The sequence below is a fragment of the Mesorhizobium silamurunense genome (genome assembly GCF_014843905.1).
GTDB classification, from domain to species: domain Bacteria; phylum Pseudomonadota; class Alphaproteobacteria; order Rhizobiales; family Rhizobiaceae; genus Mesorhizobium; species Mesorhizobium silamurunense.
Map to the genome: position 1 here is coordinate 84,642 of NZ_LPVS01000070.1, position 15,782 is coordinate 100,423.

The following is a 15,782-nucleotide window of genomic DNA, read 5'->3' on the forward strand; positions in this document are numbered from 1 at the left end:
GGGAATGGTCATCAGCGTCGAAGCCGCGCCCCGAACCCGTCCCTGAGATAGGGTGATGATTGCCTTGCGGCGCAAGGCTCGGCCCCGATCACGAACGCGTCACTCGCCTGGTCCGGGGTATTATATCGGAAGTTTGCCGGCCAAGCCGTGTCGCGCCCTGCGGCGAGAAGACCGGCACGAAGACGCGGCGCGAGGCGCGCTGCGCGACAGGCACACCCTGGTAGAGGCGCTTCTGCGCCTCGACGACGATGACGCCGGAGAAGATCGGCCAGAACCGCCGGCCGGCCCGCTCCAGCACGTTGTGGAACTGCATTATGAAGCGCCGTGGCGACGGCGGGAAGAAGAGCGCGTCCGACCATGCGGCCGGCGTGAAATTCGCCTCGCGCAGCAGTTCGGTGAGCTGGCCGCGCGAGAACGGCCGGCCGTTGCCGAAGGGCGTGTGCTCGAAGCGCGCCCAGACGCCGCGCCGGTTGGGCACCACGATGACGACTCTGCCCGCCGGCGACAGCACGCGCCAGATCTCGTTCAGCGTCTCGCGTGGATTCTCGACATGTTCGAGCGAATGGACCAGCAGCATGCGGTCGATGCAGGAATCGACCAGAGGCAATTCCTCGTCGAAGACGAGCGCGGTCGCCGTCGGTCCCGTCGCCGGCCACACCACCGCCCCTTGCGTTGCCGGCATGAAGGCAAAGACGCGCTCGGCGTCGGTGCCGAAGCGCTCCAGCCAGGGCAGCGTGTAGCCTAGGCCGACCAGGCGTTCGTTCGGAACGGTTGCCCATATCGACGACAGCGCCATGGTGATCGCGCGCTCGGCAAGGCGCCCGAGCGTGGTCGAATAGAAGGAGCGGAGATCGACGATATCGGAATGCATGCGCCGGACGGTAGCCGCGATGAATGACGAGTTCAACAAAGGCGGATGACATCGGCGCCCGGGCGCCCTATGTCTGCGGCGATAACGGAGAGCGCCGAGATGCCGGTCGAAATCGAACAGTTCATGTGCCGCACCGACAATTTCGGCGTGTTGGTTCACGACCCCGAAAGCGGGCAGACGGCGATCATCGACGCTCCGGAGGAAGCCCCGATCCTGGCCGCTATCAAGCGCGCCGGCTGGACGCCGACCATGATCCTGACCACGCATCACCATGGCGACCATGTCGAAGCCAATCTGGCCCTGAAGGAGCGTTTCAAGCTCACCATCATCGGGCCGGAAGCCGAGAAGGCGAAGATCCCTGGCATCGACCAGACCGTCAGGCAAGGCTCCGTCATCCGCCTTGGCGAGGAAAGGATCGAGGTCATCGAGACGCCCGGCCATACCGCCGGCCATGTCTCCTACCATCTGCCGGCCTCGAAGGTGGCCTTCACCGCCGACACGCTGTTTGCATTGGGCTGCGGCCGGCTGTTCGAATGCAAGCCGCCGGTGATGCACGAGTCGCTGAAGAAGCTTGCCGCGCTTCCGGCCGAGACCGTCATCTATTGCGGCCACGAATACACTTTGGCGAACGCCCGCTTCGCGCTGACCGTCGACCCCAGCAATTCAGCGCTCAAGGAACGCGCCGCAAGGATCGAGGCGCTGCGCGCCGACAACAAGCCGACCTTGCCGACGACGATCGGCCAGGAACTGTCGACCAATCCGTTCCTGCGCTGGCACGACCCGGCGATCCGCAAGCATCTCGGCATGGAGAGGGCGAGCGACGCGGAAGTGTTCGCGGAGATTCGCAAGCGCAAGGACCATTTCTAATGCATGTCGCCCAAAAGTGCGCGGAGCAATTCCAGGAAAAGTGTGAAACGGTTTTCCGTCCGGAATTGCGTTAAAAGAGAGACCGCGCGGTTTTGGGGCGAGACCTGCATCAAAATAAAGACCTCTTTGCATGACCAGCGCCGCTGAAATCATCGCAACGCTGGGCCTCCAGCCGCATCCCGAAGGCGGCTGGTATGCCGAGACTTTTCGCGATGCCTCGGGAGGCCCGCGCAGCCATTCCACCGCGATCTATTTCCTTTTGGAGAAAGGCCAGCTTTCGGCCTGGCACCGGGTGAAGGATGCGGCGGAGGTCTGGCACTTCTATGCCGGCGCGCCGCTGGCGCTCGCCATGCATGAGGAAGGCTCCGGCGCCGTCATCGAACAGGTGCTCGGCGCGGCACTTGCCGCGGGCGAGCGGCCGCAGGTCGTCGTGCCGGCTAACTGGTGGCAGTCGGCGCGCAGCCTCGGCGAATGGACGCTGGTCGGCTGCACGGTGGCGCCGGGTTTCGACTTCGCAGCTTTCGAGCTTGCCGAGCCGGGCTGGCAGCCGCGAGCATGATCCCGAAAAGTGGTTACCGGTTTTCGGACAAGACCATGCGCTATCAAACTCTTAACTCAAGAGAAAACCGAGCGTGATTGCCAACTGGGCCGCATAGTAAAGCACCCAGACCGCATAGCGCATCCAGACGCGATGCGGCGAGATCGCGGCTAGCAGGAAGCGCTCCGCCGCCAGCAAGCCGTCCGAGGCCACGAACAGCACGGCTCCGGTGATAACCCAGGTATGGAAGGTCGTAAGCGCGGAGATGCCCATGGCCAGGATCGCCGCGACATAGACGGCGATCGGGATACGCAAGGCAGGACCGACGCGCCGCCATAGCGCGGCGAGCATCACGATAACGAAGATCGCCAGCGCCAGCACGATGGCGCCGCGCCAGGATTCGGCGGTGAGCAGCCCGATCCCGCCGCCAGCCTCCAGGAACAGGGCGACATAGGCGACATGCGCGGCAAGAAAGCTCGCCAGGCCGCCAAGGAAAGCCTTTTCGCCGTCGCCCGAGAGGAACGCATCGCCGGCGGCGCTGAGCGCTAGCGCCGCGACGAGCAGCAGCGGCCCGCCCTGCATGACGGCGAGCGCCGCCAGCAAGCCGACGGCCAGCGTCTTCGCGGCGGAGCGGGCGAGGCGCGGCGAAAGCTCGAGCGCAAGGACGTAAATCGCGGCGGCGGCGATTGAGAACAGAAGCGTCGCATTCGGGTTGGCCTCGATGCCGCCCGGAAACGGCATCATGCGCTTGCTCCGCCGGTCGCCGGCTTGCGCAGCAGGAGCGACTTCGCGGCGAGCGCCGCCCCGCCGGTGATGAGCACGCAGGCCAAAAGGATGCGGAGCGACGGCTCGGCTACGCCGGCCGCGATCAGCACCAGCGTCGACAAAAGCGGCGCGGCATAGCTTGCCGCCCCCAGCACCTGGATGTTGCCGCGCTTGACGCCGATATCCCAGGCATAGAAGGCGGCCCCCACCGGCATCAGGCCGAGCCCGACGACCGCCAGCCATTGGCCCGGGCCGTCGGGCAGCACGGTTTTTTCGAGCAGCAGGTGGCAGGCGAGCGAAAGCACCGATGTCGCGGCACAGAACCAGGTGACGATGGAGGTCGGCACCGACGGGAAGCGTCGCGACAAGAGCGAATAGGACGACCACAGCAGCGCGCAGACGCCCGCCACCGCATGGCCGAAGGCGTAGCGCGCGTCGAAGGCGAGCCCGCCGCCCTTGGTGACGATGAGGAAAGTGCCGGCAAGGCCGAGCAGCGCGCCGACGACATGGTTCCAGGCGAGCCGCTCGCCCGGCATCAGCGCCGAGCCGAGCACGATGAGCAGCGGCCACAGATAGGCGATCAGGCTCGCCTCGACCGCCGGCGCGTTGCGCAGCGCCGTGAAGTAGAAAAAGTGGTAGCCGAACAGACCGGCAATCCCGATCAGCCACACCTGCGGCGGAATCTTCTGGCTCTTGTCCGGAGCCGGCATCATCAGCCTGGCGGCAAGCCCGACGCAGGTGCCGATGGCGAAGGTGATGGCCGACAGCAGGAACGGCGGCACCTGCCCGGAGGCGTCGGTGAGCAGTGCAAGCAGCGCCCACATGGCGACCGCCGAGAAACCGATCAGTGTTGCGCGCCCCATACTTGTCCCCGGCGGCGCGCCGCGGCGCCCTTAGCAATTCCAGGTGCCTGGCGGTTTTCCGTCCGGAATTGCGTAAAAACAAACTAGTTCACTGCTTCAAACCGTCTCGCGCTTATGGTCAGCGGACCGATCTGGGTCCCGACCGTGGCGCGGATCGGCGCATATACGCCGGATTGGCCGAGCGGTGCAAATGTCACCATCATGCGGCTCTTGTTCTTGAGGAACTCAAGCGCCTTGCGGCCCTTGCGATAGCCCGCCACCGGCTCGAAGCCCATCTTGCAGGTAACGGTGTCGCCCTTGTAGCCGGGCACCGAGATCGAGCCTTTCGAGGCATAGGTCAGCGACAGGTTGGCGCGCATCTCGCCATCGTAGAATTTGACGGTCCGGCCGCAGACCTTGTCCAGGCTGTCGGCATGGATGACGGTGGCCGCCATCGGATCGAGCACCGATTTCAGGTCGCCGGCGCCGACCGGCACCCAGCTCTTGGGATCGCGCTTGCCCGGCCCTGGAAGGACCTTCGTCGAGGAGACGTCGCCACCGGCGAAGCGTATGTCGACCACCGATGCCTTCTTGCCGGAGGTGTAGTCTGCCCGGAAGGCCTGCGGCCGCATCTGCTGGCCCGAAATCGTGCCTTTCGACGAGATCGTGCCCTTGGTGTCGTCGAACAGCTTGGCAATGCCCGCGGCGGAGACCGTGCCGTTGATGGCGTAGTTGTCGCCGTCGTAACGGCTGGAAAAAGTCGCCCTGGCGACCGAAAGGCCAAGGAAAGACACCGTATATTCGCCCTTGAAGGACTGCGGCGAGGCTGCGGCAAAACCCGACGTCGGCACGGTGACGGCAAGCAGGGCGGCAAAGGCTTGGGATGATCGAAGCATGGCGGGCAGTAAGTCCTTGATACGGCCGGAAACGCAACGGTTCCAGCTTGGCAATCCCTTCGCGAAGGGCTTATAGGGCGAAATCCGGCCTTTATATGGAGCGCGCTTCGCCATCCCGCACTTGCCGGAGCTTGACGCCGTGGCGAAATGCAACTATGGAACGCCAACTTTTCCAAAGGCCGCCTGACCGAGACCGCGCGCCGCCTGGCGCGGGCAGAATGGTTTGGCAGGTTAGAACTGAAGGTTAGACAAGATGTCCCGCACCTGCGAGCTCACTGCCAAGGCAGTCCAGACCGGCAACAATGTGAGCCATGCCAACAACAAGACCAAGCGTCGCTTCCTGCCGAACCTGGTCAATGTGACGCTGATTTCCGAAGTGCTGAACCAGAACGTTCGCCTGCGCATTTCGGCCAACGCGCTGCGTTCGGTCGAGCATCGCGGCGGCCTCGACGCGTTTCTGGCCAAGGCCGACGCCAAGGAGTTGTCGCAGCGCGCCCGCCTGCTCAAGAAGCAGATCGCCAAGAAGCTCGCCGAGCAGTCGGCCGCCTGAAGCGCCCTTTTCAGGCGGGGACGACCGCCTCGAGCACCGGCCCCAAACTGGTGCTCTAATGAGCGAGCGTCGACATGACGCTCAGCTGGTTCCATTACCCAGGATAAAAAAATGACCTTCCTTTCACGATACCTGCCCTTCGTGGCCGCCATGGCGCTCGTTGTCGTGGCGTCGAATATTCTTGTCCAGTTCCCGATGCAGGGCCAGATCGGCGGCCTGTCGCTGGCCGACCTGCTGACCTGGGGCGCCTTCACCTATCCTTTCTCCTTCCTGGTCACCGACCTCACCAATCGCCGCTATGGCCCTGCCGTGGCGCGCAAGGTGGTGTTCGTCGGCTTCATGACAGCGGTGGTCTGCTCGATCCTCGTTCCGCCCTTCCTGTTCCGCCACGGCCTGATCGAATTCGAGACCGCCGCCGACCGGCTGGTGCGCATCGCCGCAGCTTCCGGCGCAGCCTTCCTCTGCGCGCAATTGCTTGACGTGACCGTCTTCAACCGGCTGCGCCGGCAGAGCTGGTGGCGCGCGCCGATCGTCGGCACGCTGGTCGGCTCCGTGTTCGATACGGTGATCTTCTTCGGCGTCGCCTTCTCCGCCGCCTTCGCCTTTGTCGGACCCAATGACAGCTTCGCGCTGGAAACGGCGCCGCTGATGGGCGTGCTGCCTGTCGAGGCCATGCGCTGGGTCTCCTGGGGCCTCGGCGATCTCTCGGTCAAGCTGATCATCGCGGTGGTGGCGCTGATCCCCTACCGGCTACTTGCCGCCCGCTGGAGCCAGCCAGCAGTCGCGGTCTACCCATGATCCCGCAAAGTGAGGCCCGGTTTGCGGAAAAGATCATGGCCAGACAAAGCGCGCGCCCGTGATCCCCTGGGTTCAGCTTGATTCAGCCCGCACGCCCGACGGCGCTCAGGAACTTCGCCTGAAGCGGCGCGGCGCCGAATTCTCGATCATGCTGGGCACCAACGAGCTGATGAACAGCCGCCTCAGCGGCTCCGAGGAGGCACTGGCCAGGCTTTCCTGTGAGCGGATCGCCGGCCGCAGGCAGCCAAAAATCCTGATCGGCGGGCTTGGCATGGGTTTCACGCTGCGCGCCGCTCTTGCCGCGCTTGGCGGCGACGCCGCTGTCACCGTTGCGGAACTGGTCCCAGAGGTCGTCGCCTGGGCGCGCGGCCCGATGGCCGAGATCTTCGACGGCTGCCTTGACGATCCCCGCGTTACCGTTCGCGTGGCCGATGTCGGGCACGCTATCCGCTGGGACGTGTGGGACGCCATCCTGCTCGACGTCGATAACGGTCCGGAAGGCATCGTCTACAAGGGCAATGACGCGCTCTACGGCACGGCCGGCCTGGCTGGTGCCCGCGCGGCACTCAAATCAGGCGGCGTGCTTGCGGTATGGTCGCAGGGACCGGATAGCGGCTTCACGCGGCGGCTGAAGCAGGCGGGCTTCGTGGTCGAGGAGATCAAGACGCGCGCCCACGGCAAGCGTGGCGCTCGTCACGTCATCTGGATCGCCACCAACGGTTAATGCATGTCGCCCAAAAGTGTGCAGCGGTTTTGGGCGACATGCATTAAAACAAAGACTTAAAGCGCGTCGCTCGAATCCGTTTCGACGTGACGCGCTTTAGTCACGGGCGACAGCAGGGCGATAAGCCGCCCGACGCACGTCATTCCAGCGGCTTTACCCTTTGTTACGGCCGATGATGCAGGATCGCCAAAACGATCCAGGACAGCGCCGCCAGCATGACCACCCAGGGCACCGGTTGGAAACATGACCTCCTGCTCGCGCTTTGCGCGACGCTGCTCGTGCTGGCGATCAATGCGGTCTCCGGCTTCCCGACGATCGCGGATCTTGGCGCCGACAACGACAGCATGCTGCGGTTGGTCGAGGTCCGCGACCTGCTGGCCGGCCAGAGCTGGTTCGATCTTCACCAATACCGGATGGGCCTGGCAGGCGGCTTCTCCATGCACTGGTCGCGGCTGGTCGACACGCCGATCGCGCTGATCATCCTCGCCTTCCATGCGCTGGGCGCCAGCACGGCCGCCGCCGAAAGAGCGGCGCAGATCATCTGGCCGCTCTCGCTCCACGGGCTCACCATATTCGTCATCCTGCGCGCCTCGCGGCGCTTTGCCGGCGCCGACGTGGCGATGCCGTCGCTGGTGCTCGCGACCGCGGCGCTGTTCTTTCTCGGCATTTTCAACCCTGGCACGCTCGACCACCACAATGTCCAGCTCCTGCTGACGGCGGCCAGTCTCTGGTTGCTGATGGAGGCTCCCTTCTGGCGGCCAGCCGCCCTTCTGTCCGGCCTGTGCGCGGGCCTCACGCTGGCTGTCGGCATGGAGACCGCGCCTTACGTGGCCGCGCTTGGCGCTTGTGCCGCGGTGCTCTTCATCCTCGACCAACGGGAGCGCCTGATCGCGCGCGGCTTCGGCATCGGATTTGCCGCGACAGGTTCGGTGGTCCTCGTTGCCACCATACCGCCGGCGGCCTGGGGCGTGGCCCAGTGCGACGCCTTCTCGGCCTTCCAATTCGTCATCGCGGCGCTGTCGGGCTTCGGCCTGGCGGCGATTGCCGCTCTGTCCGGGCAATCGACGGCCAGGACACGGTTCGTCTCAATGTCCGTCTTGGCCCTGGCGGTCGGGGCCGTTGCGATCGTGCTCTTCCCGCAATGCCTGGCATCGCCCTATGCCGGCATGGATGAGCGCGTTCGCACCTATTGGCTGAACGACGTCGTCGAGGCGCAGCCCTTCCTCAGTGTGGCCGTCAATCAGCCGAAGCTGATGGCGGCGCGCTATGTGACGCCCTTCATCGCGATCCTGTTGATCGGCCTTCGGCTGCGCGGCCGCCGCCTGCGCCGCGAGGAAGCCCTTGCCGCCGTGCTGTTGATCCTTGCCTTCGTCGTCAGCCTCTGGCAGGTGCGCGGCTCGACCTTCTCGGTCGCCTTGGCTGTGCTGCCGCTCTCGACCTGGATCGCCGGGATCCGCATGCAGGCAAGCGCCGCGCAGTCATGGCGCGTCTCCACCCGCATCGCGGCGGCATGGCTGGTGTCGCTCAACGCGACCTGGGCCGGCGTTGCGGTCGCCGCGCAGTCCGTGGTCCAAAAAGGGCCCAGGGAGATCAACTCCGACGCGGACCATGCGCTGACCTGCGGCAAGGCCGCAGACTTCAGCGAGCTGGCCGCCATGCCTGCAACCACTGTGCTTGCCTCTTCCAATCTGGGCTCCGCCATAGTGATGTTTACCGGCCACAGGGCGTTGGCCGGCCCCTACCATCGCAACGTCGGCGGCAATCTCGCCATGCTCGACGCCTTCATGGGAACGCCGGACGCCGCCCGCGCCATCGTCGAGCGCGAACATGTCGGGCTGGTCGCCATATGCCGCGGCAATTCGGAAGAGCTGTCGCTCGCCGCCGAGGCTCCCACAGGCCTGGCCGCCCGACTGTTGAAGCGGGACGTTCCCGACTGGCTGGAATTGGTGAGCTCTTCGGCGAACAAGCCGGTCGAGATTTACAAGGTCCGCTGAGGATCACGGCAATTTCAGGAAAAGCGTAGCGGTTTTCCGCCCGGAATTGCCCAAAAACCAAGCCTTGCTCAGTCCTGATGCAGGATGAATTCCAGGTAGAGGTTTCGCTGCAGGATCGACTGGTTGTCGTCCGACACCAGCGACACCATCAGCGCACCGTCGTCGCGGGTCCAGACGTCGAGCCCTTCCATATTGTCGATCTGGTAGCCCATATCGGCTTCCATCAGCACCGGGCCGTCGGCGACCGCGCCCTTCTCGACGCTCTCGCCATAGATGCGCCGCAGCCGCATCTTCACCCCGCGCGCCATCGAAAAGCTGCGTTCCAGCAGAAGCAGGTCGCCATCGGGCAGGAAGGCGCCATCGGTGATGTCGAAATCGCCGTTGCGCTTGACCGTGAAGACGCCCCTCCTCGGTCCCTCGATGATGGCGGCATAGATGTTGCCGGCCTTGTCGAGGCTCTTTTCCGAAACCACGACCAGGCCGCCCTCGTGCTGGCCGTGGGGATTGGCATGCGTGACCGTCTCGAAGCCGCGGTTCTGGCGCAGCTCCCGGGCCGGGACAAGATAGTCGAGCGTCTCGAACGGCGCCTTCATGTCGTCGGGGTCGATCTTGAACTGGACGACGCGCTGTTCGCGCTCGAAGCCGACGGTGGCGATGCCGTTCTTCACCGCCAGGCCTTCGGCGTCGACCTCCCATTTCTTGTCGATCGGCTGGCCCGAAGCGTCGACCATTTGCTGCATGCGGAAATTCGACACGCCCGAGGGGCGCTTGTCGGCATCGTGAGTGACGGTGCCGAAGAACCAGAAGCCGGTGTCGGCGACGCCGATGAAGTCGCTGCCGGGCTTGAGGAAGCGGAAAGCCGACAGCGCGCCGAAATCGCGCGACGGCGAGGTCATCTCCAGCCCGCCGACAAACTCAAGCGGCCCGAACTGTTTCTGGTCGCGGCCGACGCGGAACTCTGTGATCGGCCGCGCCGAAATCTCGATTGCCTCGACCGGAGCTCGCTGGGTCGCAATCGCCGGCGAAACAACCGCGCAGGTCAGCACGCTGGCGAAAACCGTCCGCCGGAATCCGCCTCGCGAAAAGGTCATCCGGCGCGCCGCAAGCCGCCGCGCCGCGTGTCGCGCGCGCTCTCCTCGCCGAACAGCGATGCCAATTGCTCGGTCATGGCGCCCGCGAGTTCCTCGGCATCGACGATGGTGACGGCGCGGCGATAGTAGCGGGTGACGTCGTGGCCGATACCGATCGCAAGGAGCTCCACCGGCGAGCGCGTCTCGATGAGATCGATCACCGCGCGCAGGTGCCGCTCCAGATAGTTGCCGGGATTGACCGACAAGGTGGAATCGTCGACCGGCGCGCCGTCCGAGATCATCATCAGAATCTTGCGCTGTTCCGGCCGGCCGATCAGCCGGTTGTGCGCCCAAAGCAGCGCCTCACCGTCGATGTTCTCCTTGAGCAGGCCCTCGCGCATCATCAGGCCGAGATTGCGCCGCGCGCGCCGCCACGGATGGTCGGCGGACTTGTAGATGATGTGGCGCAGATCGTTGAGCCGACCCGGATTCGGCGGCTTGCCATCCTTCAGCCATTTCTCGCGCGCCTGCCCGCCTTTCCAGGCGCGCGTGGTGAAGCCGAGGATTTCCACCGAAACGCCGCAGCGCTCCAGCGTGCGCGCCAGAATGTCGGCGCAGGTCGCGGCAACCGTGATCGGCCGCCCGCGCATCGAGCCCGAATTGTCGAGCACCAGCGACACCACCGTGTCGCGGAACTTGGTGTCGCGCTCCTGCTTGAAGGACAGCGGCTGCATCGGATCGATGACGACGCGCACCAGTCGCGCCGGATCGAGATAGCCTTCCTCCAGGTCGAAATCCCAGGAGCGGTTCTGCTGCGCCATCAGGCGACGCTGCAGCCGGTTGGCCAGGCGGCCAACGACGCCGGAGAGATTGGCGAGCTGCTTGTCGAGGAAGGCGCGCAGCCGGTCGAGCTCCTCTTCCTCGCACAGGTCCTCGGCGCCGACCGTCTCGTCGAAAGCGGTGGTGAAGACCTTGTAGTCGATTTCCTTCGGCAGGTTGAGGAAGGGATTGTCGTTGCGGCGCGCTTCGCCCGGCGTCTCGGCGTCGGAATCGTCCTCGTCGGAGAGATCGTCCGATGTGGCGTCGGTCGCCTCCGTCTCGGCAGAGTCTTCCTCGTCGGCAGAGGCTTCGGCATCTTCGGACTGCGACTGCTCCGAGCCGGAATCGTCCTCGCCGCCTTCCTCGCTCTGCTCCTCGCCCTGCTGCTCGTTTTCCTCGTTGTCCTCGGAGTCTTCCGTCTCCTGGTCGTCGCCGAGTTCCTCGGCCATTTCCATGGAGACTAGCATGTTGCGCACGACGCGCGCGAAGGCCTGCTGGTCGTCGAGCTTGGACGACAGGCCGTCGAGGTCGCCGCTGGCCTTCTCCTCGACCCAGGGGCGCCACAGATCGACCAGCCGCTCGCCACTCTTCGGCACGGCGCGGCCGGTCAGCTTCTCGCGCACCATCAGCGCCACCGCCTCCTCGAGCGGGGCGTCGGCCTTGTCCTTGACGTCGACCAGGTTTGCCTTGGCGTATTTGTCCTCGAGCATCGAGCCGATATTGTCGGCCACGCCCTGCATGGCGCGGCTGCCGATCGCCTCGACGCGCGCCTGCTCGACGGCATCGAAAATAGCTCGCGCGAGCTTGCCTTCCGGCGCCAGCTTGCTGTGGATGCGTTGATCGTGGCAGGCGCGCTTCAGCGCCATGGAATCGCCGATGCCGCGGGTGATCGCGATGTCGTTGCGGGAAGCCTTCTTGGGCAGTTCCGGCAGGCGGGCGCGGTTGCCGGCCAGCGCCGGCCTGTCCTTGGCGAAGCCGACCTCGAGGTCCTTGTCGCCGGCGACGGCGCGCATGCAGACGGTGACGGCGCGCTTGAAGCTGTCCGCTTCAGACCCGTTCTTCGGCTTGTTGCGCGTGTTGTCGCCCGGACCCGCCATCGATCATTCCCTGCGCGTTTTGGCCCGAAAGGCCAAGCCTCCCGGCACGCGCTACCCCAGCACCACGTTGGCGGCGCTCTCCGGCAGGTCTTCGCCAAAGGCGCGCTGATAGAATTCGGCCACCACCGAACGCTCCAGCTCGTCGCACTTGTTGAGGAAGGTCAGCCGGAACGCCATGCCGATATCGCCGAAGATCTCGGCGTTCTCGGCCCAGGTGATGACGGTGCGCGGGCTCATGACGGTCGAGAGATCGCCATTGATGAAGGCCGAGCGCGTCATGTCGGCGACGCGCACCATCTTGTTGACGATCTCCTTGCCCTTGCTGTCGCGATAGTGCTTGGCCTTGGCCAGAACGATCGAGACCTCGTTGTCATGCGGCAGGTAGTTGAGCGTGGTGACGATCGACCAGCGATCCATCTGCGCCTGGTTGATCTGCTGCGTGCCGTGATAGAGGCCGGTGGTGTCGCCGAGGCCGACCGTGTTGGCGGTGGCGAACAGGCGGAAGGCCGGATGCGGACGGATGACGCGGCTCTGGTCGAGCAGCGTCAGCCGGCCCGAGGATTCCAGCACGCGCTGGATGACGAACATCACATCCGGGCGGCCAGCGTCGTACTCGTCGAAGCAGAGCGCCACATTGTGTTGATAGGCCCAGGGCAGGATGCCGTCGCGGAACTCGGTGATCTGCAGGCCTTCCTTGACGACGATGGCGTCCTTGCCGACGAGGTCGATGCGGCTGACATGGCTATCGAGGTTGACGCGCACGCAGGGCCAGTTGAGCCGCGCGGCGACCTGCTCGATATGCGTCGACTTGCCGGTGCCGTGATAGCCCGCCACCATGACGCGGCGGTTGTAGGCGAAGCCGGCAAGGATCGCCAATGTCGTCGCCTTGTCGAACAGATAGTCCGGGTCGATGTCGGGCACATGCTCGGTCGCTGCCGAATAGGCGGGAACCACCATCTTGGAGTCGAAGCCGAATTTCTCCTTCACCGACACGGTCGTATCGGGCAGGTTGGCGATGTCGCGATCGACCTTGTTCATCACTATCAACGTCTCCACGGGCGAAACGCCGCGTTTCGCCGGCAATCGATTTTGTTCGGGGGCGGTCTTAGAGCCTTTTCCAACCTTATGAAAGTTGGAAAACGACACGGACCGTAGGGCCGCTCAGCACAATCCTGCTTGCTTGAGCACGCGATAGGCCTGCAGCACATCGCGGAACCGGTCTTCCGAACCTCTGTCGCCGCCATTCGCATCGGGATGGTGGCGTTTAACCAGTTCCTTATAGCGCGCCTTGATATCCTTGCCAGTCGCCTTTGTATCAAGGCCAAGCGTTTCCAGCGCCTTGGCCTCAAGCGGCTTTGCCTTGCGCTCGCGCACTTCCCGCGTTCCGCCGCCGAACAGGTTGAAGGGGTCGCGCATGCGGTTGTAGTAGCCGGCGCGCCCCGAACGCTGCTGCGCGAAATCGGGCGCCGAACGCATCCCGCCGCCATTGGCACCCATGCGCCAGGTCGGCCGGTGGCCGGTCAGCGCCTCCTTTTGGAAGCGGGCGATCTCGCTGTCCGACACGCCCGAGAAATAATTGAAACCCTTGTTGTATTCGCGCACATGCTCGAAGCAGAAGCGGAAATACTCGCCCTCCTTCAGGCGCCCGACCGGCGCGCGATGCGTGCCGGCCTCGCTGCAACCGTCCCACTGGCAGATCGGGGCGCGCGACTTCAGCTCGGCGTCCTTTTCCGGCCGGATGCGAATTTTCTCGAAATATTTGGGATACGGTTTCATCTCACCCATTTATGGGCTGTTCGCTGGTGCGAAACAAGAATTGACATTTCGCCGATGATCGCTCTAACCGCTGAATCACGGCTTAAAAGCGGTCGAAAGTGCAGATTTTGCGGCGGTGCCGCAGATGTGGTGAAGGAAAGCTCCGATGTCCATACAGTCGACGATGGAAAACAAGCTGAAGGCGGCATTTTCGCCGGAAAGGCTCACCGTCATCAACGAAAGCCATCTTCACGCCGGCCATCACCACGTCGAGCACGGCCACGAGGCCGTCTTCGACGGCACCGGCGAGACGCATTTCCGTGTCCGCATCGTCTCGCCGGATTTTGCCGGCATGAGCCGCATCGAACGCCACCGCGCCGTCAACCGGCTGCTTGCCGACGAACTCAAAGCCGGCGTGCACGCGCTGGCGATCGAGCCGGCCGCGCCTGGCGAAAAGACGCGCTGGTAACTACACGACCGTCGCCTTCAGGAAAGCCATGACCGCGGCGGTCAGCGCGTCGCCGTCCTCGCCGAAGCGGCGGTTGATCGCCATATGCGAATAGGCGCTGCCGTCGAACAGGGTGACCTTGGTGCCCCCTGCCCGTAGCCGGTCCGTTAGATCGCGGGCCGCGGCCGCGCGGATCGGCGCGTTCGAATAGGCGACGAACACGGGCGGATGGTTGGCCGTCCCGATATAGGTCGCGGGCGACAGCGCCCGCCACTGGCCTGGATCCGAAAACGCCTGCGCATAGACCGGACGCAGCTTGCCGCCCTGCGCCTTGGCCAGGGCCTCGATGTCATAGGCCTCGGTATCATCGAGCACCAGCGCGGCAACGCCGGGCAAGCCGCCGCGAAACCCCGTCAGCGCCGCGAGATGGCAACCGGCCGAGTGCCCCATGACCGCGACACGGTCGGGATCGCCGCCATATTTGGCGATATTGGCCCGCACATAGCAGTATGCCTTCTCGACGTCGCTCGCCTGGGTGGCGACATCGGCCGTGGGCAGCATGCGGTAGTCGATCGAGACGAACAGGAAGCCGTTGGCGAGCAGGAAGCCCGGCTTGGCATTGACGTTGTTGCGGTTGCCGAGCCGCCAGGCGCCGCCATGGATGAAGAAGACGACCGGATCGCCCTTGGCGCCCTCGCGCGCGTAGATGTCGAGCTTGGCCGGGCCATAATCGAGCGTCCGCGGCGCCGGCTGGCGCGGGCGCCAGGCCGAGGACGCAGCTGTCGGCAACAGCGCAGCAATGGACGCAAGGACAAAATGCCGCCGATCGATCATGATCATCTCCTGACCGCCCCTCTGCCCGACTGCCCTTCCGCAAAGCCGCCCTTCCGCAAAGAGTGCATGCGAGCGCGGCGGGCGTCCAGTTAAGGATTGTTCATCGGCCGCGCGGTTGGCTCGTCAACGGCGAGCCGGCAACCGCTTTCACGCCGTCAAATGCGCCGGCGCGCAACGCAGCCGCGTCAGCAGGACCATGGAACATTTCCCTGGTCTGGCAGTTTGATTGAGGCCCCGGCCCTGGAGGAAGCCCTCATCCATGCCGGGCGGATTATTAGTCGGACCGGAGAGCCGACGCCCTCGGCCGGCGCCTCCGAAGGGTGACCACCAATGACGATGACGTATCGAGCTCCAGCCGTGCGTGCCAACGGATGCTCAGGCCGTTTGCAGCGGCTGCGCCTGTTCCCGGCAATTGCGCTGGCGGCCTTCCTTTCGGCTCCGGCCGCCGCGCATCAGGCGCCCAAGGGCTGGCAGTATGACAGCTCATGCTGCTCGGGAATGGACTGCTACCAGGCACCTACCGCCGACGTGAAGGAAACGAAATATGGATACCAGCTCTCCACCGGAGAGCTAATTCCCTACTCCGACAGTCGGATCAAGCGCTCGCGTGACGAGTTCTTTCACGAGTGCAAGCCCGGCGGCGACGCGAAGTCTCAGCATTCGTTTTGCCTCTATGTCCCCGACCACGGCATGTAAGCGGGGGAAAAACTAAGATTCTTCTTGAAGCTCTCCCGGCTATCACCACCTTAAAGATTATGGGTGAGCATTCCGTCCGCATCGGGTGCTTTGAGACGTCGATGCCCGATTGCAGGCGCTCTCCTTCATGTGAGGGAACCACAATGCTTTCCGGCAGTTGAATACGAGACGAGCCGACTGGCCGACTGGAAGCCCGAGCGGCTCTGAGGGCAGAATAT

Annotated in this window: 17 protein-coding genes; 8 read left to right on the forward strand and 9 right to left on the reverse strand. The window is 64.7% G+C overall.

Features of this window, described 5'->3' with window-relative positions:
- Positions 1 to 88: 88 nt before the first annotated feature.
- On the reverse strand, positions 89 to 871 hold the full coding sequence (locus tag AU465_RS19700) for a class I SAM-dependent methyltransferase (protein ID WP_192251541.1): 783 nt from the start codon (positions 869 to 871) through the stop codon (positions 89 to 91).
- 99 nt (positions 872 to 970) lie between these two features.
- On the opposite strand from AU465_RS19700, the gene gloB reads away from it, so the two are divergent.
- A complete protein-coding gene (gene gloB, locus AU465_RS19705; protein ID WP_192251545.1) occupies positions 971 to 1,738 on the forward strand; it encodes a hydroxyacylglutathione hydrolase in 768 nt (255 codons plus the stop codon).
- A gap of 130 nt (positions 1,739 to 1,868) precedes the next feature.
- Positions 1,869 to 2,297 carry a cupin domain-containing protein gene (locus tag AU465_RS19710; protein WP_192251548.1) on the forward strand — a complete coding sequence of 143 codons (429 nt, stop codon included), beginning with the start codon at positions 1,869 to 1,871 and terminating at the stop codon, positions 2,295 to 2,297.
- Positions 2,298 to 2,348: 51 nt separating this feature from the next.
- Here AU465_RS19710 and AU465_RS19715 read toward each other — a convergent pair whose 3' ends face one another.
- The 3 genes from AU465_RS19715 to AU465_RS19725 all read right to left on the reverse strand — a co-directional run bounded on the left by AU465_RS19715 (position 2,349) and on the right by AU465_RS19725 (position 4,779).
- A complete protein-coding gene (locus AU465_RS19715) occupies positions 2,349 to 3,020 on the reverse strand; it encodes a lysoplasmalogenase family protein (protein ID WP_192251551.1) in 672 nt (223 codons plus the stop codon).
- A complete protein-coding gene (gene yddG, locus AU465_RS19720; protein WP_192251554.1) occupies positions 3,017 to 3,904 on the reverse strand; it encodes an aromatic amino acid exporter YddG in 888 nt (295 codons plus the stop codon). The genes AU465_RS19715 and yddG overlap by 4 nt, the downstream gene beginning before the upstream one ends.
- Positions 3,905 to 3,987: 83 nt before the next feature.
- A complete protein-coding gene (locus AU465_RS19725) occupies positions 3,988 to 4,779 on the reverse strand; it encodes a DUF3108 domain-containing protein (protein WP_192251557.1) in 792 nt (263 codons plus the stop codon).
- A gap of 253 nt (positions 4,780 to 5,032) precedes the next feature.
- Here AU465_RS19725 and rpmB point away from each other — a divergent pair, with 253 nt between their 5' ends.
- From rpmB to AU465_RS19745, 4 genes are all read left to right on the forward strand, one after another.
- Complete coding sequence (gene rpmB / locus AU465_RS19730) at positions 5,033 to 5,329, forward strand: 50S ribosomal protein L28 (protein WP_192251560.1); 297 nt, start codon at positions 5,033 to 5,035, stop codon at positions 5,327 to 5,329.
- A gap of 111 nt (positions 5,330 to 5,440) precedes the next feature.
- Positions 5,441 to 6,127, forward strand: a complete 687-nt coding sequence (locus AU465_RS19735) for a queuosine precursor transporter (protein ID WP_192251563.1) — start codon at positions 5,441 to 5,443, stop codon at positions 6,125 to 6,127.
- Between the two features lie 58 nt (positions 6,128 to 6,185).
- Entirely contained in the window at positions 6,186 to 6,851 is a 666-nt protein-coding gene (locus tag AU465_RS19740) for a spermidine synthase family protein (RefSeq protein ID WP_192251566.1), read from the forward strand.
- Between the two features lie 215 nt (positions 6,852 to 7,066).
- A complete protein-coding gene (locus AU465_RS19745) occupies positions 7,067 to 8,845 on the forward strand; it encodes a glycosyltransferase family protein (protein WP_192251569.1) in 1,779 nt (592 codons plus the stop codon).
- A 68-nt stretch (positions 8,846 to 8,913) separates the two neighbouring features.
- Here AU465_RS19745 and AU465_RS19750 read toward each other — a convergent pair whose 3' ends face one another.
- From AU465_RS19750 to AU465_RS19765, 4 genes are all read right to left on the reverse strand, one after another.
- The gene (locus tag AU465_RS19750; protein ID WP_192251572.1) at positions 8,914 to 9,936 is read right to left on the reverse strand and encodes an esterase-like activity of phytase family protein; all 1,023 of its coding nucleotides are present in this window, start codon (positions 9,934 to 9,936) and stop codon (positions 8,914 to 8,916) included.
- The gene (gene cobT, locus AU465_RS19755; RefSeq protein WP_192251591.1) at positions 9,933 to 11,831 is read right to left on the reverse strand and encodes a cobaltochelatase subunit CobT; all 1,899 of its coding nucleotides are present in this window, start codon (positions 11,829 to 11,831) and stop codon (positions 9,933 to 9,935) included. Before cobT ends, AU465_RS19750 begins: the two co-directional genes overlap by 4 nt.
- 51 nt (positions 11,832 to 11,882) lie before the next feature.
- Positions 11,883 to 12,869: a cobaltochelatase subunit CobS gene (gene cobS / locus AU465_RS19760; protein ID WP_192251607.1), complete on the reverse strand. Its 987-nt coding sequence runs from the start codon at positions 12,867 to 12,869 to the stop codon at positions 11,883 to 11,885.
- Positions 12,870 to 12,992: 123 nt separating this feature from the next.
- Positions 12,993 to 13,616 (reverse strand): J domain-containing protein, encoded by a 624-nt coding sequence (locus tag AU465_RS19765; protein WP_126097644.1) that lies wholly within the window; start codon positions 13,614 to 13,616, stop codon positions 12,993 to 12,995.
- Between the two features lie 136 nt (positions 13,617 to 13,752).
- Between AU465_RS19765 and AU465_RS19770 the strand changes: the two genes are divergently transcribed.
- On the forward strand, positions 13,753 to 14,055 hold the full coding sequence (locus AU465_RS19770) for a BolA family protein (RefSeq protein WP_192251610.1): 303 nt from the start codon (positions 13,753 to 13,755) through the stop codon (positions 14,053 to 14,055).
- On the opposite strand, the gene AU465_RS19775 is transcribed toward AU465_RS19770, so the two are convergent.
- Positions 14,056 to 14,868, reverse strand: a complete 813-nt coding sequence (locus tag AU465_RS19775; RefSeq protein ID WP_192251613.1) for an alpha/beta hydrolase — start codon at positions 14,866 to 14,868, stop codon at positions 14,056 to 14,058.
- Positions 14,869 to 15,198: 330 nt separating this feature from the next.
- Between AU465_RS19775 and AU465_RS19780 the strand changes: the two genes are divergently transcribed.
- Entirely contained in the window at positions 15,199 to 15,564 is a 366-nt protein-coding gene (locus AU465_RS19780) for a hypothetical protein (RefSeq protein ID WP_192251616.1), read from the forward strand.
- The last annotated feature ends 218 nt before the right edge of the window (positions 15,565 to 15,782 follow it).